At 35.8% G+C, this 21,514-nt stretch carries 16 protein-coding genes; 12 read left to right on the forward strand and 4 right to left on the reverse strand.

From position 1 onward, the window contains the following. The first annotated feature begins 402 nt into the window (after positions 1-402). Both RCG20_RS10905 and RCG20_RS10910 read left to right on the forward strand, forming a co-directional pair. Complete coding sequence (locus RCG20_RS10905) at positions 403-1,740, forward strand: C1 family peptidase (protein ID WP_308180197.1); 1,338 nt, start codon at positions 403-405, stop codon at positions 1,738-1,740. A 278-nt stretch (positions 1,741-2,018) separates the two neighbouring features. Continuing rightward, positions 2,019-2,759: an HAD family hydrolase gene (locus tag RCG20_RS10910; RefSeq protein ID WP_308180198.1), complete on the forward strand. Its 741-nt coding sequence runs from the start codon at positions 2,019-2,021 to the stop codon at positions 2,757-2,759. Between the two features lie 129 nt (positions 2,760-2,888). Here the strand turns inward: RCG20_RS10910 and RCG20_RS10915 are convergent, their stop codons facing one another. Continuing rightward, a complete protein-coding gene (locus tag RCG20_RS10915) occupies positions 2,889-3,839 on the reverse strand; it encodes a TRM11 family SAM-dependent methyltransferase (protein ID WP_308180200.1) in 951 nt (316 codons plus the stop codon). Positions 3,840-4,246: 407 nt separating this feature from the next. Here RCG20_RS10915 and RCG20_RS10920 point away from each other — a divergent pair, with 407 nt between their 5' ends. The 3 genes from RCG20_RS10920 (at position 4,247) to RCG20_RS10930 (ending at position 7,118) form a co-directional block, all read left to right on the forward strand. Then, positions 4,247-4,393 carry a hypothetical protein gene (locus RCG20_RS10920; RefSeq protein ID WP_308180201.1) on the forward strand — a complete coding sequence of 49 codons (147 nt, stop codon included), beginning with the start codon at positions 4,247-4,249 and terminating at the stop codon, positions 4,391-4,393. Positions 4,394-5,310: 917 nt separating this feature from the next. Then, complete coding sequence (locus tag RCG20_RS10925; protein ID WP_308180203.1) at positions 5,311-6,354, forward strand: glycoside hydrolase family 113 protein; 1,044 nt, start codon at positions 5,311-5,313, stop codon at positions 6,352-6,354. A gap of 110 nt (positions 6,355-6,464) precedes the next feature. After that, positions 6,465-7,118, forward strand: a complete 654-nt coding sequence (locus RCG20_RS10930; protein WP_308180204.1) for a hypothetical protein — start codon at positions 6,465-6,467, stop codon at positions 7,116-7,118. A gap of 100 nt (positions 7,119-7,218) precedes the next feature. Here RCG20_RS10930 and RCG20_RS10935 read toward each other — a convergent pair whose 3' ends face one another. Next, on the reverse strand, positions 7,219-8,751 hold the full coding sequence (locus tag RCG20_RS10935; RefSeq protein ID WP_308180205.1) for an N-6 DNA methylase: 1,533 nt from the start codon (positions 8,749-8,751) through the stop codon (positions 7,219-7,221). Between the two features lie 369 nt (positions 8,752-9,120). On the opposite strand from RCG20_RS10935, the gene RCG20_RS10940 reads away from it, so the two are divergent. From RCG20_RS10940 to RCG20_RS10970, 7 genes are all read left to right on the forward strand, one after another. Then, positions 9,121-10,371, forward strand: a complete 1,251-nt coding sequence (locus RCG20_RS10940) for an MDR family MFS transporter (protein WP_308180206.1) — start codon at positions 9,121-9,123, stop codon at positions 10,369-10,371. Positions 10,372-10,543: 172 nt separating this feature from the next. Further along, positions 10,544-10,939, forward strand: coding sequence for a DUF3224 domain-containing protein (locus RCG20_RS10945; RefSeq protein ID WP_308180207.1), 396 nt, complete (start codon positions 10,544-10,546; stop codon positions 10,937-10,939). A 412-nt stretch (positions 10,940-11,351) separates the two neighbouring features. After that, a complete protein-coding gene (locus tag RCG20_RS10950; RefSeq protein ID WP_308180208.1) occupies positions 11,352-12,284 on the forward strand; it encodes a C40 family peptidase in 933 nt (310 codons plus the stop codon). A 280-nt stretch (positions 12,285-12,564) separates the two neighbouring features. Then, entirely contained in the window at positions 12,565-13,137 is a 573-nt protein-coding gene (locus tag RCG20_RS10955; RefSeq protein ID WP_308180209.1) for a TetR/AcrR family transcriptional regulator, read from the forward strand. Between the two features lie 71 nt (positions 13,138-13,208). Continuing rightward, a complete protein-coding gene (locus tag RCG20_RS10960) occupies positions 13,209-15,659 on the forward strand; it encodes a YhgE/Pip family protein (protein WP_308180210.1) in 2,451 nt (816 codons plus the stop codon). Between the two features lie 419 nt (positions 15,660-16,078). After that, positions 16,079-16,822: a hypothetical protein gene (locus tag RCG20_RS10965; RefSeq protein ID WP_308180211.1), complete on the forward strand. Its 744-nt coding sequence runs from the start codon at positions 16,079-16,081 to the stop codon at positions 16,820-16,822. A 44-nt stretch (positions 16,823-16,866) separates the two neighbouring features. Beyond that, positions 16,867-18,093, forward strand: a complete 1,227-nt coding sequence (locus RCG20_RS10970; protein WP_308180212.1) for a polysaccharide deacetylase family protein — start codon at positions 16,867-16,869, stop codon at positions 18,091-18,093. A gap of 827 nt (positions 18,094-18,920) precedes the next feature. On the opposite strand, the gene aspA is transcribed toward RCG20_RS10970, so the two are convergent. Beyond that, positions 18,921-20,351 (reverse strand): aspartate ammonia-lyase, encoded by a 1,431-nt coding sequence (gene aspA, locus RCG20_RS10975; RefSeq protein ID WP_308180213.1) that lies wholly within the window; start codon positions 20,349-20,351, stop codon positions 18,921-18,923. Positions 20,352-20,381: 30 nt separating this feature from the next. Next, on the reverse strand, positions 20,382-21,386 hold the full coding sequence (locus RCG20_RS10980; protein WP_308180214.1) for an asparaginase: 1,005 nt from the start codon (positions 21,384-21,386) through the stop codon (positions 20,382-20,384). Positions 21,387-21,514 lie beyond the last annotated feature (128 nt).

The raw sequence follows: 21,514 nt of genomic DNA on the forward strand, positions 1-21,514 counted from the left end.
AGCTTCACAAAAGTGGATCTGTTTATCTAATCTAAGGAAAAAATACACTTTTTTCACTACCAATTATGAGAAGAACGATCTGCTCACACCGCTTATTTTGTTGGTTTAGTTAAATGAATTGATAATTCTTCACAGTAAATTGTGGCGTTTTAAACCCCATAGTGGTTTGTATATCAAAAAACAACACATCAACCATTTTAACATATTGTATACTTGGTTGAATTATATTCAATTAGTAATTATCACTATCTTCTTTCTGATAATAATAGGAATTATTTTTGAACTCTTCGTACAAATCTCTTGCACCCTCCCAAATATTACATCTACTCCATACATATTCCACTCATAAATAACCCATCCTATTTATATAGCATGTTCAAGAAAAGGTGGTAACCAGCAAAGATGAAAGAGCTATCTGAAAAAGACATAGAAAGATTTGCCGAAAAGGTTCGTGAAACAAATAATTATAAAGTATTAAAAGATGCTATTATGGCAAACGGAATCAATGGGGCTACTCTGAATAACAATGCAATTGTTGCCTTGCCTACTGTATTTTCAGAGGAAGTTGAAACAGGAAAAGTTGCCAATCAAATGAAAAGCGGAAGATGTTGGATTTTTGCGGCACTTAATACTTTCCGTCATCGAATAACTGCTAAATTAAACATTAAGGACTTTGAGTTGTCTCAGACTTACATGATGTTCTGGGATAAACTCGAGAAGTCTAACTTTTTTTTAGAAAGTATTCTAAAGACACTTGATGAACCCCTGGAAGAAAGGCTCCTTTCTTGGCTTTTAACTCATCCACAACAAGATGGAGGCCAATGGGATATGTTGGTTTCTCTCGTTAATAAATACGGGGTTATTCCAAAACAAGCTATGCCAGAAACATATCAAAGCAGCAATTCGCCTGAATTGAACTCTATTTTAGATGCAAAATTGCGGGTATGTTCACTTGAGTTAAGACGGATGCATAATGAAGGAAAAGTAGACAATGAATTACAAGCAGCTAAAACAGAAATGATGGGTAACATATACAAAATATTAGTGTACTTATTGGGAGAGCCTCCAAAAATATTTGATTTTGAATACAGAGATGAGAAAGGTAAATTCCATCGGGAGACAACGTTAACCCCTCAAGGTTTTTTCGAGAAGTACGTTGGGATCAATTTAGATGAATATGTAAGTGTCATTAATGCACCAACTAAAGATAAACCGTTTGGAAAAACATATACGGTGCAATTCCTTGGAAATGTTGTTAATGGAAGACCACTCAAATATCTGAATGTTGACATGAAGATACTTAAAGGGCTTGCAGTGGAGCAAATTAAAGACGGAGAAACTGTCTGGTTCGGTAGCGATGTTGCAAGATATTCTGATCGCAAAGCAGGGGTATTAGATCCAGATCTTTATGATTATGAAGCGGCTTTTGAAACTCCTTTCAATCTTACAAAAGCTGAACGTTTAGACTATAAAGAAAGTATGTTAACACATGCCATGGTGCTCACCGGGGTAAATATTGTAAATGGAGAACCCAACCGATGGAAAGTGGAAAACAGTTGGGGTGAGGAGGTTGGGAATAAAGGCTATTTTGTTATGAGCGACAAATGGATGGATGAATATACCTATCAAGTGGTCGTGAATAAGAAATACTTATCTAAAGATTTAGTAAAGGCCTTCAACCAAGAACCGATTGAACTTAAACCTTGGGACCCTATGGGCTCACTTGCCATAATAAATTAGGTTGTGACTAAAACCAGATAAACCGTTAATAGGGCAACTTAAATTAGGCAGGCAAAGCTTAATCGGTACACAAAAAATATATTCTTATTTTATATGATGATCTATAATAATGAGTACCAACGTAAATGAGTGATGCCACTAACTGCCTAGTACGGCTAATGACTCCTGACTATTGACATCTGTATTTACATGTCATTTGGCAGGAGTTTAATTTTTGATAAAATAAAAAGTACTTATTGGAAATGATCATTCATTAAGTAAAGAGGAGAAGTCATTAGATGAAATCACAAACATTAATTTTTGACCTAGATGATACTTTAATACAATGTAATGAATATTTTAGAGAGGCAACCAACAAGTTTGCCAACCAAATTCATGAATGGTTTCCTTCCGTTTCAATTGAAGAAATTAATGAAAAACAACTAGAAATTGATGTTAAAAGTGTTGAAGAAAATGGATTAAACTCAGCTCGTTTTCCTGAGTCTCTTGTGTCTACATATGTGTTCTTTTCAGAAAGACATAATAGAGAGGTTAAAGAAAGTGAGGTTCAGAGGATTCGAACAATTGGCCAGAGTGTATTTCAGGTTGAAGTACAGCCGCTTCCACATATGTATGAAGCACTCAATGAATTACAAGAAGATGGTCACCAATTATACCTCTTCACTGGTGGGGATGAAGCAAATCAAAATAGAAAAGTGCATCAACTTGAATTATTTACATACTTTGAAGATCGAATCTTTATTTTCAACTATAAAAATACAGATGCACTTAAAAAAGTATTGGACAAAATTGAATGTGATTATGATGCCACATGGGTCATTGGCAATTCTTTACGGACTGATATTTTACCTGGTCTAGAACTAGGATTAAATACCATTCATATTCCTGCAGAACTTGAGTGGAATTATAACAACAATATAGAAACAAATGTACAAAACAATGGCAAAATGAGGACATTAAAATCATTAAGGGAATTGCCCCAATTTATTAGAGAAAATTCTTACGAAAGATGCGAATAACTTCCATGATTAGAGCTAGGAACTATTTCTATTTCTCTCTATGTCCTTTTAACTTTAAAGTTGAGTAGTTGTGTTAGGATTTACCTCCAGCACAGCCACTCAACGAGAATGATCCATAAATAAAATAAATTACTTACATACAATTACTTCACGGGTAAATAACCCTTTTTTTGCAACTGCACGATCAATAATGGCAAATCCAGCATTTTTGAGGATATCATCAATTGGTTCAACTGTAACCACGACTACTTTTTGAGAAAACCTCCGTGCACTTTGAAGCATTTCCAGTTGTTCTTCAGGTGTTATGACAGAACATAAATTGTAAGGTAAATCAATGATTGCCACATCATAATGATTTGTGATATCACGAATATCAGCTAAATTTACTTCCCCGGTCAGACCAAAGTGTGCGATGTTTTCTCGTGCTCCAGGAAGGATAAGATGATTTCGGTCGCTTCCCACTATATCAATCCCCATTGACAGGGCTTCGACTAGCACTGTCCCAATTCCACAGCATGGGTCGATTGCCTTAATCCCTCCTGGCTTCGGAACGGCGATATTTACTACCGCTCTCGCTACACGTGTATTGAGCGCAGTGGAGTAACTATGTGGCTTCTTTTGATGCTGAAACCAAACAGGCTCACTTTTCACATACTCACCTAATACCCATCCCCCGTTTATATTCATTACGCCAAACAATCGATCTGGATGCTGGAAGTCGGCATCACCGTTGATATGTAACCCGATCTCCCGCTCAATTGTGCGACGTTTCTCATACCCTTCTTTTTCTGTAAGCCCCCCATTTTTTACATAAATGACTTTAAACGTTGCCCCGTCTAATTGCACAGCTTCTATCTTGATAAGGAGATCCTGGAGGGTTTCCCCCTTATACATCACACTTAGTCTTTCCTTAATAAATGGACTTCGAGTGGGGTCAATTTTTACGTAGCTTTCTAAAATGTTTGATTGAGACTCAACCCCAAATAACGAGCGCATTTCCAAAGCGCACAAGGATCGTTCATCCTCAGGAAAAGCAAAAGTATATATATAAGTCGTTAATTTCTGATCTTTACTATCCAATTAGTTATCATCCTTTAATCTATCAATTTCTCTTTTAGTCCGTGCACTAACTATTAAATGTTAAAAATGCTCATACCCTATCTTTCTTCGCCATTCATTATAACAATAATCAACACCTTTTTAACAATTACTGTCTCGACCAAAAGGGTGCCAAAGTGTCGAAGTGAAATTATTCTCCTCTGATAAATATAAGTCTTGGGTTTGTCTTTTCATAATTGGCTAAGTGCATTTTAACTAAACCAACTTCTATTATCTGTTTTACCTCAACAATCTATAATGATGAGTTCACAGTGATTTCACATCTATTTCATTGAATACTGTGTTATACTCCATATGTGAAATACTTCACAATAACTTGTGAAACATAATTATATTCTATCCAAAATTATATTTGGGAGGAAAATCCTATGTTATTTAACTTTTTCTTTTTTGAATTAAAAAAATGGTGGGCCGGAGACAGTATTGATCCTATAGAAGAGTTTGAGCAAATCGAATCCAAGCATACTCGTGTCCATCACGACGAAAGAATTTACGAGACCATTCGAGTTCATTGATCTTCTTTATAAAGAGAACTTGGCTAGCGCCGGCGATTGCCTAGTTCCCCTTATGCACTAGCAAAATTCTGATTAGCGAACAGGAAGAGAATCTTTCTTAAAGGGAGAGTTTCTCTATATTTAGAGGGGTTCACTCATTGGGCTAAACAAGCCTAATATCAAGCTAATACAATAGGTCGAACCCCGATTCTCATTATCGTTTTCACTTACTACTAGTTTTTGTATCTTTTGGATATGGAGTTTTGATTAAATTCACATTCTATTATCCGCTATATGGCAAATCAACTCAGTAACTTCCTCATTATCTTCAACAATTAAAATTGTTACTTCCATAGTAATCTCCACATCCTAATCTACGAGCACTTTTATGAAGATCCTCTTGTGTTAACCTTTTACCCAATAACAAATAGAATTCTCAGATATTGTACTTCCCTTTCTTTTCAAAAATGCTATGTTAAAGCTGGATGTTGATTTTATGGCATTAGGCGGAAAGATTCCTGCTAAATCAGGAAATTAACATATTTCCCTATAAATAAGCGGATTTTCTCCTGTTAAACTATACATTTCCATGATTAAAAGGATTTTTAGGTTATTTAGGCGGAAAATCTCCGCCTATTTCTCTTCCTAACCACTACTTTTTCAAAATAAACGGAATTCCTCCGATTAAGCGAGTACACCTGCTGAAAATCAACAGTGAACAATAACAGAGCCTTTCAAAAAAAAGAGCAGCATCTACCTTTAACTTCTCTTAAGGTCCTTACTTAGTTGTGGCACAGTTTATCCCCCTAAAAAATCTAATAAGATCCATTATAAAATTGACATGTAGTAAACAAATATTTATTATTAATTTATATTAAAACTATGTTTATTTGTTTATTGTAAATGTTTATTTATTATTCTTCATGGAGGTTATAGGAATGATGAATCATCAAATTCTCTCTCGCAAAGGCATTAATTATGATGTAGGGACAAATACTCGCGGTAAAGAATCATCATCTCGGGATCTATTCAACCCTGCTATTGTGAAACGGGAAATGGAAATTATAAAAAACGACCTGCATTGCAATGCCATCAGGATTTCTGGTAAAGATTTGGGCAGGCTCACAATGGCTGCTGAGTTTGCAATTCAACAAGGGTTTGAAGTTTGGTTCTCACCTGCTTTTAATGATGCAACCGAGCAAGAAACACTGGCTTACTTTGCAGAATGTGCAAAGGCTGCAGAAAGGTTAAGAAAGCAGTCACCTGACATTATTTTTGTTGCTGGATGTGAACTTACCTTCTTTATGAAGGGGCTTGTTATTGGAGACACTTCATTCGAACGTATTAATACGTTTATGTCACCTTGGCGATTATTGAAAAATACCATTCTAAAAGGTTCTTACCACAAACGTCTAAATGCCTTTTTATCAAAGGCTGTGATTAGTATAAGAGAGAATTTTCAGGGCCAACTTACTTATGCCTCTGGGCCGTGGGAAAATGTTGAGTGGGATTTATTCGATATCGTTGGGGTTGATTATTACCTGGAAACGCATAACAAGAATTCTTACCGCGAGAAGTTAAGAACTTACTTTAAACACGGCAAACCTGTAGCTATATTAGAGTTCGGTTCCTGCACATACAAAGGTGCTGAAGACAAGGGTGGGTACGGTTGGGCAATTGTAGATCACAGTAAAACCCCTAAACAACTTAAAGGTGATTATATACGGGATGAGAGCGTACAAGCTAATTATCTTGGGAAGCTACTTGATATTTTTGCAGAAGAAAAAGTGAATGGGGCATTTTTATTCACTTTTGTCATGCCAAGCTATCCATTTAATAAAGATCCTTTATACGATTTAGATATGGCTAGTTATAGCGTGGTAAAAAGCTATATTGATCAAAACGGGACAACCTACCAAGACATGCCATGGGAACCAAAAAAATCTTTCACAGCATTGGCTGATTATTACGCAAACCATTAATCTTAAGATACGAGAAAGCTTACTCTATGGTAGGATTAGTTATCTATTATATTAGAATAAGTTACAAAAGCAAAAGATAATTGTTACAACTGTAGAGGAGGAAATATGAAATGACTCGGGATAAAACTATCCAGATTGTTGAACTGGAAAGAGAGTTTATCGAAAGGAAGATTAAAGAGCTAATTGAGAAGATAGGGGTTATCCCTATTGCGAATAAACAGATAATGCCATTCGGTTGGAGGAAGGCTGCAAAAGGAAGAACTGTCTGGAGAATCGTTGAAGAAGTTATTAGTCAAAATCTTGAAAAGTATGCTAACGACCTTGGTTTTGAAGATATAAAACCAGCTTCATCTGAAGTGGGTGTTTATGATTTTGAATTTATTCTCGAAAATCATTCAAAGTCCTTTGTTAATATAAAATCTTCAGTAATTGACGGTAAGAGAAACAAGGATGACATTTCTAAAGGTGAAGGCCTAATTCAATTTTTTTCTGAGAATCCGGATAGCAACTTATATGTTGCAACCTTCTTAATAGCTTTTAATTCAGATATGCAAATTGAATTAAAGGATTGTATTGTATTTCCTGTTTCTTGGATACCTGATGTATATATAAACCCAAGTAATAACGCCAACCTTCAATCGGCAGATTATAAGAAAATAGAAAAGGCTGAGAAACGAACAAATGAAGAATTTTTTGAAGTTCTAAAGAGAGAGATGGTAATTGCTGAAGAAAAAAGGAAGAAAAAGAAAAATAAAGTGGAGTAAAGTAAAATTCACAAATGATATTGCTTTGTATTAAATATCAATGACAACCACTTTCAAGAATTTAAGTGAATTAAAAAAAGAGCTTGGGAGTTCCGAGCTCTTACGTGTTTTTGATTAAATCCAGATTAAAGCTTCTAATTATTTTTATAGTGTTATCACTAATACCTGCATTCTTATTCACTACATTATTAATCTCATTTAAAATTTCTTGATATGAATTGTCACCTTTCGCCTCTACATATGCTTTATAACCTAGTTTTCCTAATATAATTTTTTCATCTTCATTTAGTGTAATCAGAGGGATTCGAGAAACATAGCCAGATGTAATCATGTTTGATCTTATTAAAATACCCCTAACTAAAAATGTCACTAACTCCGAATTCAAATACGCCAATAACCACCATGCATCACTGTCATCACAAATAATATTCGCATTTACACCATATGTTGAATTTTCTGGGAGAATACACGCTGTAAATTCGACTCCCATAGATGAACAAGTAATACCTGATTTATATAACAGCTGTTTATTTCTCACCATAAAGTTTTTGATTTCAGAATCAAATTTCAAGAAATCCTTGTGTAAAAACAAGTTATTTTCAGTAAAGAATCTATTTTTACCTGGATTTTTATAAAAAGGGATTGTAAAAGGGTCTTCTTTTACTTTTGAAAGATATAACTGGTCTTTACCCGTGGATATACCCGTTACACATTTAAACTTTTCTCCTAATCGTTCTTTGGAAAAAAGCATTTTTATATCGTCTGGACATTCAATAATTAGTTCATTATTGTCTTTAGGATTAGATAAAATTATTTCTGATAAATTATAGTCCTTATTAATCCCTGTTCGGAAATCTTCAAGTTGTTCCTCTAATTGAATTTGAAAAGCCTCTTTGGATAAAGGACGATTGCTTACGAAAACACCATTTTGGTATTTTTTTCCTTTTTGTAATATTAATATACTTGTTCTTACATCCGCAGCTTGGTCATGAAATACGTCATTTGAACACATCGTCACTTCATGAATTGCGCATTCCGTTAAAATTTTATTTCTAAGGTCAGTATGCGCTTTTGAAGTAAAGAATGAGTCATACGTAATCAAACCGATTAATGCTCCTTCTTTTGCTAAATCAATTATTGCTGATATGAACATGCTATACATATTATGAACGCCAACATCAGCAAACAGCTTTTGTAATTCTTTCTTATTATCTTTAATATAGTCCACTTCATGGCAATTATAGGGGGGATTCGCTATATAATAATCGTAGTCCAATTCAGTTGTTACTTCATTAGCTTTGGAATCGACTAAATCTTCAAAAGTTATTTGTGTTTCATTTCCATTAGATTTTATTTCTCGATAAAATTCTATAAAATCTTTTTGGCGAAAATTACATTTATACTCATCTTTATATAAAAAAACATCTATTCCATCAACAATTTTCCCTTGTATAAAGAATTCTTCCAATAATTCTTCCTGACCAACACACGGGTCTAAAACTTTGATGCCATTTGGATTTAGCATTAGTAGGCGGCTACTAATATATTTTGAAATAAAATTCGGTGTATAGTAATAACCCAATTCTCTTCTATCTATATTATCCTTTTCCAAAACCTTTGCATGTCTACCCAATTTATTATCTCCTCCTACTAAAGTTATATTATACACAAATTAAATAACCTTGAATATTTAGTTGTAGTATGTAAAATTTTGCACTATATCTATTTAAACTACTCTTAAAAGAGGGGGCTAAACGCCAAATCACTCTAAAGAAAACTCGCTGATTGGCGAGCCCCTAAGGGTGATGATTAGGCGTAGTTGCACTAATGTGCTAGTCGAAATTTATGGATATAAATTCTGACTAGCCAAAAAATACAAAGTGTATAATTGACATTCCTGTTAAGGAATAAACTTTTCAAAATTATTAGTCTATATCTTTTCCGAAAAATGATTTATATTTTGTATACCCGGCCGGGGAACTAGGAAGTAAAGGGGGATATTGTGCACATACGTTTATGGGATACCAATTTGAAAGTTCGGTTAATCGGTGAAGCACTGTTTAACATGCTGTTTTGGATGTACTTTCCGTTTATAACGGTATATTTTAGCGAGGCATTAGGGAATCGCCTTGCCGGCATTATGATGACAGTTCCTCCGATATTCAGCATGATCGGAAGTCTACTCGGAGGGGCTTTAACGGATCAGTTAGGACGTCGTCCCGTCATGTTGCTTGGTGCTTTGTTTCAAACTGCAATGTTTGTCTTGTTTGCGATGTCTCCGTCCCCGTGGATTGATTACATCGCGTTTATTGGTATTGGCCTGGGGGGAGCCATCTATAGACCAGCAAGCTCCGCGATGGTTGCTGACCTGGTCCCGCCAGAAAATCTTCGCCAGATATTCGCAACATTTACGACGGCCAATAACATTGGTGCAGTGCTTGGGCCTGCACTAGGAGCTATTTTCTTCTTTCATTACCGACAAGAGTTGTTGTGGACTTGCGCATTGGTCTTGTTGTTGTATTTTATCGCAATTTATTTTATTGTTCATGAGACATTGCCACTTTCGGCGAAAAGCCCTGAAGATTCAACATCTATTACCCTAGTATTCAAGAAACAGTGGAAGGGATATGGCATTATTTTTCGCGATAAAGTGTTCCTGATTTATATTTTGGCAGGCATTTTTGCTCTGGTCCCCATTATGCAACTGGATCTATATTTGCCAGTATATGTCCTCAATCATGTACCTGCCCAGGCTCTATTCACATGGAAGGGTTCTCCCCTAACGCTAACCAGTACAGAGATATTTGGATGGGTATTGGGGTTTAACGGTCTTTTGTTTGTCCTGTTTATTTTACCTGTAACGAAATGGTTCAGTAATTGGAATGAGCGTAATGTATTCATTCTGTCATCGCTGTTATCTGGAATGGGCACATTCTTCGTTGGCCTGAACACCAATATATGGTTCTTGTTTTTCGTTACGATCATCTTCACCTTTGGAGAGATTGTACGCTCTCCGGTGACACAGAGCTTTATAAGCCGCTATGCACCGGAGCATTCAAGAGGACAGTATATGGGAGCCGACAGCTTGCAGTACACAATCGGGAAATTTTTAGCACCAATGACGGTATTTCTATCAAGTTGGGTGCAGCCTATGGGAATATTCAGCATCATTTTGGCATTTGCATTCATCAGTATTGTGTTATACATATATTTATTTAGAATCTATGTGGAGTCGCAGGGGGGAGCGGGTTGACCAACAAAGGTACTACCCGATTCTCCTGATTGCAATATAAAAAAACTCGGCGAAAGATCCAGCATTTCTTGCTGATCAAATTAAACTTAGTAAAGAAAAATTAGACCCCATTATACATTTTTAGTACTATATTGGAAATGATAATTACCTAATAATGAAGGGAGATTTACACATGGATGTATCATTTACGGTAAGCAAATGGGATGAAAAGCCATTAGATCACACTAGTAAAGAATTCCCTATCAATATTGCCCATGTCGAATATGATATTGAGGGTGATTTAAAAGGAAAAGCCTTTGTTGAATATTTATTGTATTATCTAGACTCTAATATAGATGATGGTCACTTGGCCACTTCTAAAATTTCCGGATTTCTACATTTCGAAGGTACATATAAGGGAAAACAAGGGACATTTACTGCTATAGAGCAGGGAGTATTTGATAAAGGAAATCTAGATTCTCCGGCAACAATCATTAAAGCCACCGGCGACTTAGAAGGTCTGAAAGGGTCCTATAATTATAATTTTTCAGGTCAAACTAGTAAAATGATTCTAGACTTTATATTCTAAAACCCTATAGTCTATTACAATGGGCATCCCTATACTATGAGGAATGTCCTTTTCATCGAACAAGCTTGTACAATTATCGTGCTTCGTTCGTAAAAAGTGACTGCTCTTATTTCGCAATCGCCTCTGTTCGTTTAACAACTTTATTTAAAAATTAAGTATAGAATTATTGTCTCAACAACGATTATTCCTCCAATTGTTTGGTTACCATATCATTCTCGATTCCATCCATCATCCATATCAATTTTACTTTTCTCACATTTATCTTCAGCTTTCCTCAAATATTTCACCCCAGATTCAAAAATAAACCGCCCCCTTAAGCCATTATGTATATACATTAAGAACAATGAATTAATTGGAACAAATTGTCGCAATATATAGTAGTCGAACATTTTTATACTAGGAGGCAAAACCATTGAAAAAATTTATTTTCGTTATAATGAGTGTGTTCTTGTTAGCCGGCGGCTCATTGACCTTCGTTTCTGAAAAAAGCAAAGTAAGTGCATCTACAATCATCGGCCCAAACCAAACAGCTGATCAAGTTGCGGATGCCATCATAAAAACAGGGATTGATTTAATCGGAAAAGCAACCTACAGTCGAACTGAATACAAAACTACGTATCCATACAAATTTTCATGTGCGACCTTTATTGATTATATTTTTAAACAAAATGGGGTAGATTTAGCGACGTACAATGAAGACTACATGTTGAAGCTTGGTGTGCCCGTCAGTAATGATCAGCTAAAAAAGGGTGATTTGTTTTTCTTTGATGTTATTAAGACAGACAGTAATCCGGCCGATCATATTGGAATTTATCTAGGAAATCACAAGCTTCTTCATATGGCCGATCCTACACAAAACATTGTGATATCGGATATGACCGCAAAACCTTACTACACGGAAAATTTTGTCGGAGCAAGACGAGTCATACCAAGCTATATGCCTTCAAGTCCACTTTCAACTGCAGATAAAGTTGTTAACACGGCTTACACCTTACAGGGACACGTAACCATTAGTAGTACGGTAAATAACCCTGCAACAAAGACGTTTACGAACGGCGGATTTGTAAACTATACCTATGGTCAAAATGGAATCAACCTTGGAACCAACATCATTAGTCAGCTGGCGACAAAAGGTAGCTTCGTTGCAAGATCAAACCTGAAAAAAGGGGACATCGTCTTCTTTACCAATACAATTGGTTCCAACACACCTAATATTGTTGCGATCTATGGTGGAAATCACAAAGTGATCTTCACTAATCCTACTCAAGGCATTGTATCTAGGGTGCTATTTTATCCTTGGTATGATACGCATTACTTAACCGCACGCCGCGTCATTACCCAATAGGTCAAACAAACGTTGAAAAGATCAAATCGCTTGGCGGTTTGATCTTTTTTTATTTATGGGTGAGCCATAGTTTCTGCATATAGATACATTACGGTTAACCGTACCATAAATAGAGGCCATTTTTAATATTAACTTCCTATAAGTCGTATCGTATGCAAATGGGATATACATGAAAATCCTCAAAAAGTTTTTTCTTGTAAAAAATTAAAACTTTGCTATACTTACGTTAAAACTAACTGACTGAAATCGCCAATTGGTCATTTTGTGAAGAAGGTGTTTAATGGTAATTGATCGAAGACAAAAAATTATTGACGCTACCATCCATTCCTTTTCAATCTTTGGTTACAAGGCAACAACAATGGATCAGATAGCAAAACTGGCCAGTGTAGGCAAGGGTACAATTTATACTTTTTTCCAAAGTAAAGAAGAGCTGCTTGATGAGATTATCACAGCGCTGATAACAGAAATGAAAGAGGAGGCGGAAAAAGTCTTTAATCCGGAAGTATCCTTCATCAATAATCTTCATAATGCCCTTTATCGAATTCTTGAATTTAGATTACAGAACCAATTGACCATTAAATTAATTCAAGAAGAAAGAGAAATGGGAACGAAACCTATTTTGGAGAGTATGGAAAAACTTGAACAAGAAATTGTTCACTATATTTCACAAAAGATAAAAACCGCACTCAATAATGAAAAAGTCAATGAATGTAATCCAGATCTAACGGCATTTATCATGTTAAAATTGTACATTGCACTTATTTTTGATTGGGAAAAACACTATAATCCATTACAAAAAGGAGAAATTTTAAAAGTTTTTGAGATGAGTATTTTTCATGGATTATCTAAATAGATATTCCTATTTTTAATCAGCAAAATGACCAAATGAGGATTTTGGTCATTTATTCAAAGGAGGCACATCTTGTGAAGAACATTCTACTAAAAGCCGAATTAAGGGCGATATTTACAAATAAAAAATTAATTCCAATCATTGCTGTTTTGTTTGTCCCTGTTTTGTATGCCGGAATGTTCTTATGGGCATTCTGGGATCCTTACAGTAAAATGGATAAATTGCCAGTCGCTGTGGTTAACTCGGATGCAGGAGCAAATTTTGACGGAGATAATTTGAAGATTGGTAATGATCTTGTGGAAAAACTAAAAAATGGAAAGAATTTCAATTTCCATATCGTTGGAAAAAAAGATGGTTATCAAGGGCTTAAAGATGAAAAATATTATATGCTGATTGAGATTCCAAAGGATTTTTCAAAAAATGCAACTACGCTTCTTGATCATGATCCAAAAAAATTAAAGATGATTTATGTCCCAAACGAAGGTTACAACTTTTTGTCTGCTCAAATTGGGAAAACAGCCACGGAGGAAATTAAAACGGCTGTTGCCCAAAACGTAACAGAGACTTATGCTGAAACGATGTTCTCGAAAGTGAAGGAGCTTGCGAACGGAATTGAAAAAGCTAGTGATGGGGCAGAAAAGCTAAACGATGGTGCTGTTAAGTTAAAAAATGGAGCAAAGGATTTAAAAAACGGACTGGCAAAACTGGCAGGAAAATCAATTGAATTTGATAATGGGATGCAGAAAGCTGAGTCCGGAGCAAAAAAACTTGCTGCAGGCTCTGATCAACTAAGCAATGGTTTAGAAACACTCACACAAAAATTAATAGGATTTAATAATGGCATGCAGACAGCTAATTCGGGAGCAGGTGTGGTTGCCGGCGGTTCGAAAAGTTTAGCTGATGGCCTTGGCCAATTACTGAATGGTCATAAGAAGTTAGAGAATGCATCTGGCCTTTTAGCTGATGGAAGTAAACAAGTAGGGGATAATTTGAAAAAAGCAGATAAGGGAATTCAGTTAATGAATAGCCGGATGCCTCAATTGGTTAAAGGGACGGCTGATTTATATACTGGTGCTGGAAATCTGTCAGGGGGCTTAAATCAATGGCAGAAAGGGGTAAATACCGCAGTAACAGGTGCCGAGCAAATTAATCAAGGAATTACATCCTTAAAACAACAACTGGAATCTGTGATGCAGTCACCTGCTTTCGCCGCATTGCCTGATGAACAAAAAGCGGCCTTGTCTAAAGGGCTGCAGGATTTGAAAACCGAAAGTGCTAATTTAAAGGTTGGGACAAAAAGTTTACATGATTCTGCCGGACAGCTTGCAATCGGCGCCTCAACCATTGCCGAAAAGTTAGGTGAGCTCAATCAAGGGCAAACCGCAATGCAGCAAGGGATGGCTGAACTAGCAAAGGGGAGTCCACAGCTGGTTGCCGGTGCTAATCGACTTGCTGCCGGTGAAGGAAACTTTGTTGCAGGAATGCAGCTATTTGGGCAGAAGTTTGCCGAAGCAAAAGTCGGTGGAAATCAATTAACAGCTGGAAGCAGTAGTTTAGCAAGTGGTATGTCTCAGTTAGCCAGCGGTTCGAGTGCGATTGTTTCTGGGACTGGACTATTGTCGAATGGTTCTAAGAATCTGCATAAAGGTGCTTTTGACTTGTCAAAAGGAATGGAACAGCTAGCAACTGGTTCTAATGCTTTAACTTCAGGAGCGGGACAGTTAGCCAATGGTTCGCAGCAATTAGGTGATGGAATGAATGATTTGTCTAAAGGTTCAAATGAACTTGCCAGTAAATTGGCTGATGGTTCAAAAGAGGCATCAAAAGTTCATGCAGATAAGAAAACTTATAATATGATGGCTGATCCTGTAAAACTATTTAATGAAAAAATCAATAAGGTTCCCAACTATGGAACAGGTTTTTCACCCTACTTCATTTCATTAGGACTGTTTGTAGGGGCATTATTAATCTCGATTGTCTTTCCACTGCGTCAGCCAGCTAGGATACCTTCTAGTGGTTTTAATTGGTTTATGGGAAAAATATTAATCATCTCGACTATTGGAATCATTCAAGCCTTAGTTGTAGATGTACTTTTGCTAAATGGATTAGGCTTACTCGTACAAAGTACACCAAGATTTATCTTGTTTACCATCCTGACGAGTTTGACCTTTGTTACACTCATTCAGTTTCTGGTTACTGCATTTGGGGATGCGGGGCGTTTTGTGGCAATTATTGTGTTGATTTTGCAATTAACAACAAGTGCCGGTACATTCCCGCTTGAACTAATTCCAAAGGCCCTTCAGCATTTTAATGCCATTCTGCCAATGACCTATACTGTTCATGGATTTAAAGCTGTCATTTCAGACGGTAATTTTGTAATGATGTGGAAAAATTCCGGAGTACTTCTTTCCTTTATGGCACTGTTCATGTTATGTTCAATTGCGTACTTTACTATGCGGTTTCGACGCGATTATAAAAAGGTTGAAGTTTTAGAGCAAGTAGTTGAAGTTTTAGAGCAAGTGTAGGAAAGACAGGGAAGTTTAGATAGTATTAAAGCAAAAAGGCGAGGGTACCTATAGCGGAAGCTTAGGGCCCTTTTTTGGATTCAAATTAACAATGAATTAGAAGTGTAAATAATTTGTGTTAGGTCCATTATGAGGGGAATCAAAAAAGTTTCCTTTTCGAGACATACTCTGGAATACTCTATTCTGAAAATTCCGTCATTATTTATGCAACACTAGTGAAATTTATTCAATAGGTATAATTTTCCCTCCAAAATCTTTTTTCTTGGAAAACTAGACCAAATGTACCATTTCTAGTTATATATATGAAAAAAATCTCTTAAAATTAGGACTTTTTAAATATTTTATACTATTTTGAGTATGTTACTATTTTCAATAGGGATAGGTCTTTAATCTTAAATATATAAAGAGGTGATGGTATTTTGGCCAGTGAAACAGAAAAAAAAGGAATTGGTTGGTTTAAAGGTGTCCTGTCTAATCAAAACCAATTGGAGAATAATAGTGCAGAACAGCAAGAAGTCGCCACAGAAGTGGTTGTAGAAGAGCTACCTAGAACAGAGTCAGAGCAACTATTTATAGATAGCAATAAATATTTATTTTCAAAAGATAACCAGGAAAAAATAGCATTGGATGTAATTGTATCTATAGAAAACATGCTTAAAGAACGTCAATTGCTGTCTTATAAAAGTAAAGGACTTGAGGACCAATTATATACAGCAAATAAAACGATTAGTCGTTTTACCCATGATCTAACTAAGAAAGATCAACACTTACAAGAAAAAAATAAGGAAATTCACGAATTAGAAAATAACATGACAAAACAACAAATGAGGTATGACCAGCTCCTTGAGGATTATAAGGGGTATCAACTAACATCAAATATTGAATATGAAAAGATTTCAAATCAACTTGAAACAGAAACGGCTAAATACAACAAACTTTATGAAGAATCTACGAATGCTCAATATCAAAGTATGTTAAAAATCAATGAGCTTGAAGATAAAATTAGAAACCTAGAAATAGAAAATCATAAATATATCGAACAATATCAAAGAATTGTTGATGATAAGGCAGTATTAATGCAAACCATTAATGATTTTACCGAAAGAATGTCCTTCTCTTTCTCAACAAAATTAACTGCTTCTACTCTACCACAATCAGAATAAACAACTAGCAGTTAGTTATTTACAACTAGAGAAGGGAGGGCATCATGTCAGTCTACCACAGAAAAGTACTTGAACTATTAGCTATTGAAAAGAGCAACGAAAAAACATATTTACGGATAAAATTAGAACTTGAATTAGAAATTGAACTGTTTTGGGAAATTGACAGTGATACTGCTGAAAATTTAATAGCAATATCTGAATTTGATGGAAACCATAAATGCAGATTATCGTTACATACAACATTGGACATGGTAAAAAAACAATATATAAGTTTACTTACAAGAACATACCGCGATAAAAGTGCTCGAATTTATTTTACTTGTTCAGTGGACTACAAAAACGATTTAGACTCGATTAAAAACATCCAAAGTGTTAATGATATAAATTACTTACCATTTTTATCCAAAAATCTATCGGTAATTGATAAAAATAAAACGGAACAGATAAATGAGCAAAATGAAGTAGTAATTCCAAAAGGCTACAAGCTTCCATTAAAATGGGTAAGTGTTGCTATAATTAGTGTTATCTTTATCATACTGTTTGGATATTCAACTAATATTTCAATCAATGATACCACTATTGCCAAGGCAGCTGGTAAAACTGCCGAAGCCCATTTAGTAAAGAGAAAAACCGTTGTTACACCAGTTACTAAATTAGTAAAAGATGATTATATTCAATCAAGGCTCCCCTATATAGAACTCGATGACTTCATAACATACAGTATTCCAGAAGGCTACGTGTCCCTTACATTTGATGATGGCCCTTCTAAATATACAACGAAGATTGTCGATATATTAAAGCAATACAAGGCTGGTGGTACTTTTTTCTTTATAGGAATCAATGTACAAAAACATCCTGACTATGTTCGATATGCTCATTCAAATGGATATACGATTGGTAGCCATTCTATGAACCATGTAAAAATGTCAAACCTCTCCTATGAAAAACAAAAAGATGAATTCATACAATCTACTAAAGCAATAGAGAATATTACGAATGAAAAGGTAGTCCTCTTCAGGCCACCTTATGAAGATTTAAATGAACAGACAAAGGATGTAATCCATGATTACCATGACAAAATGATACTTTGGAATAAGGATCCGCTGGATTGGAAAACTCGTGATGCAGATAAAATCTTTAATTATGTTCGTAACACGAAATCCTCCGGTTCCATAATCCTTTTGCATGAATCCCAAGCTGTTATTGATGCTTTACCAAGAATAATTGAGCGCTTGCAAGAGCAGAATTTAAAAATTGTCAATTTGCAGTAAGTAAATTGCTAAGAAAATGCTATTGCTGATATGAATACTGTTAATGAATTAACATCAAAGCAAACTAATTTTATCGTAAAAAATAGATCCGATAGGTCGATGAATTACTTAGTTTTAAATGATCTTTATTTTTAGAGTTCGATATGTAACTAAAAAACCTCATTCGCTTATGGTACGATTCAGCGCGCCATATCTAAGTGAATGAGGTTTTTACTAAATTAATGCACATCTAATCTTTACAAGATTATCAATTATTGGGCCAAAACCTGCTAATAATATAGTCATAGTGATTGACTCAGTATTATTTTAATCTATAATAACTTGCAAGTGATTTCCCTTCTAAAACAATAATTTCTTCATACCTAAACGTTGTACTCCTTGTAGATGAAAAATCCTCTTAAATAATAGAAGGCTTGTCCTTACTCGGGTAACCAGCGACGATAAAATAAGCGGATATTTTTCGGTTAGATGCAGAATAGAGCTCATTTCGGGGTAAATAAGCGGAGGGTTTCCGGTTATGGAAAGTAAAGTCCCCCATTTTCGCGGTTTTCGAGTTAATAGGCGGAATCTCTCCTTCTATTTAAACTATTTTCAATCCAATTTGCTAATTAAGCGAAATTTTTCCGTCTATTTATCAAACCGGGTGCTTAATCTGATCACCAACCGATAAGAGCGGACGATAAAAGGATGCTGATTCCTGCATCTGGGAACATGAGGGTATGTGCATATTCCTCCTAAAAACTAAAATAGCCTAAATTCCCAAAAGAGGAATCTAGACCATTTGTTTAGTTAAATATAATTTTCTAATCTATATTTCTATCTAAATATTAATCTCTTTCCAACAATACAGCACCTGCAATTCCAGGATGCGTCATTTCATACGGATCAAGTATCAAATTTAGTTCTTCTTCTGTCAATACATCGTATTTTAAACATAGTTCCCGAATTGGCGCACCGCTTAAAATAGCCTCTCTTGCAATCCGAGCTGCTACTTCGTATCCAATATGAGGGTTAACCGCAGTAATGACTCCAGCACTCTTTTCAACGTACTCTTTCAATTTCTCTTCATTTGCTTTTATTCCTTTTAAACAATTGTCAGTAAAAGTGCGGAAAGCGTTATTCATAATGCTGATGGATTGCAGCAGATTAAATACCAGCACGGGCTCCATGACATTCAGTTCAAGCTGACCTGCTTCTGATGCAAGGCAAATCGTATGGTCATTGCCAATTACTTGGAATGCCACCTGATTAATCACTTCCGGCAAAACTGGATTTATTTTACCAGGCATAATGGAAGAACCCGGCTGCCTAGCTGGTAATGTAATTTCACCCAAACCTGCTCTTGGGCCCGAGGCCATTAGTCGCAGGTCATTCGCAATTTTGGACATGTTCATCATGCAAACCTTCAATGCTGCAGATACCTCTGTGTAAGCATCTGTATTTTGTGTAGCATCCACAAGATGCTCAGCTCCCACTAGTGGAAGACCGGTGATATCTTTAAGATGTTCTACTACTTTTTCAATATAACGGGGATCGGCATTTAATCCAGTTCCGACCGCCGTGGCCCCCATGTTCAATTCATATAAATGCTGGCGTGATTGTTTAATCCGCTTAATATCACGTTCGATTACACGGCTATATGCTTCAAATTCTTGACCAAGTCGAATTGGAACAGCATCCTGAAGATGGGTGCGCCCCATTTTAATAATAGGATTAAATTCTTGAGCCTTTTGCTGAAAAACTGTAAGCATTTCTTCCATGGTTATTAACAATTTTTCTAAAAGCTTCAGAACAGCTATATGAATGGCTGTGGGAAATGCATCATTAGTAGATTGTGACATATTGACATGAGAATTTGGACTACAATGGGAATAGTCCCCTTTTTCTTTTCCAAGTAATTCAATCGCTCGGTTGGCAAGTACTTCGTTAACATTCATATTAATCGAGGTTCCTGCCCCACCTTGAATAGGGTCAACAATGATTTGATCGTGCCATTGCCCTTCCATTAATTCTTCTGAAGCCTTAACTATTGCTTCTCCAATTCCGGAATAGAGGCATTTTACTTCCATATTTGCAAGTGCGGCTGCTTTTTTCACAATGCCCATTGCCTTAATTAATTCTTCATGAATTCGATACCCAGTGATAGGAAAATTTTCAACTGCGCGGAGTGTTTGAACACCATAATAAGCTTCATCAGGGACTTCCTTTGGTCCTAAAAAATCCTTTTCAGTTCTCAATTGGCTTTTTGTGATTAACATATTTTTCGCTCTCCTAATTTCTGCAAATATTTAATTTTCTTTATCTAATTTTATCGTCAAATCCCCCGCCAATGGCGTTTCAAGTATCTCCTTGACCTCATTTAAACAATCAGTTTGTCCAAGTGCCCACATCAATTTAGCAACAATTGCTTCTGTATTCATATCCCCAGAAAGAATGACTTGATGCTGAGCTACCTTATGCCCAACCTCATATAGAAGCAGTTCTTCTCCTTCTTCCAAGCATTGGGTTGTGATGACGACTGCCATTCCCTCTTCCGTAAGATTCTTAACTTTTGAAAGCAGATCCCTTCCTTCAAAAGGTAAACCGCCATTCCCAAAGCTTTCAATAATAATTCCTTTATATAAATTTTTTAGACAATCAAAAATCTCTGGCTTCATACCAGGGTACAATTTCATAAGAAATACATCCGTACACAAATTGGTATTTAAAGAAAGGAGTTTTGTAGTGGATGCAGGTTTCCAATGGTATTTAATTTCATTTTTATTCACATAAGCGACATACGGATGATTGATGCTCTCAAATGCATCATAACTTTTTGTCCGCATTTTAACTGCTCTCGTTCCAAGAATAACCCTCCCATCAAATACAATAAACACACCACCAATATCCTCACAAGCAAACCGAAGGGCATCTGTGACATTTTTCTTAGCATCGGTTTTTTTAAAGCTGATTGGAACCTGTGATCCAGTTAGTACAACTGGTTTTTCCAGACCTTGAAGCATATAAGAAAGTGCGGAAGATGTGTACGCTAACGTATCTGTTCCATGGGTAATGACAAATCCATCGTAATCATGATAATGGGTATAAACAGCTTCAGCGATTTTAACCCAATGCTCTGGCTGCAAATTAGTGCTGTCAATATTCATCAAGATTTTACCGTCAATTTGTATATTTTCGGATGGCTCGGGTAAGAATTGAAGCAATTCCCCAACCGATAATCCTGGAACAAGTCCCTCATTTCCCTCTACTGAAGCAATCGTTCCTCCAGTTGCAAGCAATAATATTTTTTTCATAAGAAACATCTCCATAGCGAAAAATAGTCATATATTCGCAAAACGCGTATTTATATTTGTTATTATAGAACTAAATTTTGAAAAATCAAGATATAGTATTCAATTCGCGCACGTTTTTTCTAGTCTGG

The organism is Neobacillus sp. PS3-40 (assembly GCF_030915485.1).
GTDB lineage: Bacteria > Bacillota > Bacilli > Bacillales > Cytobacillaceae > JAUZPL01.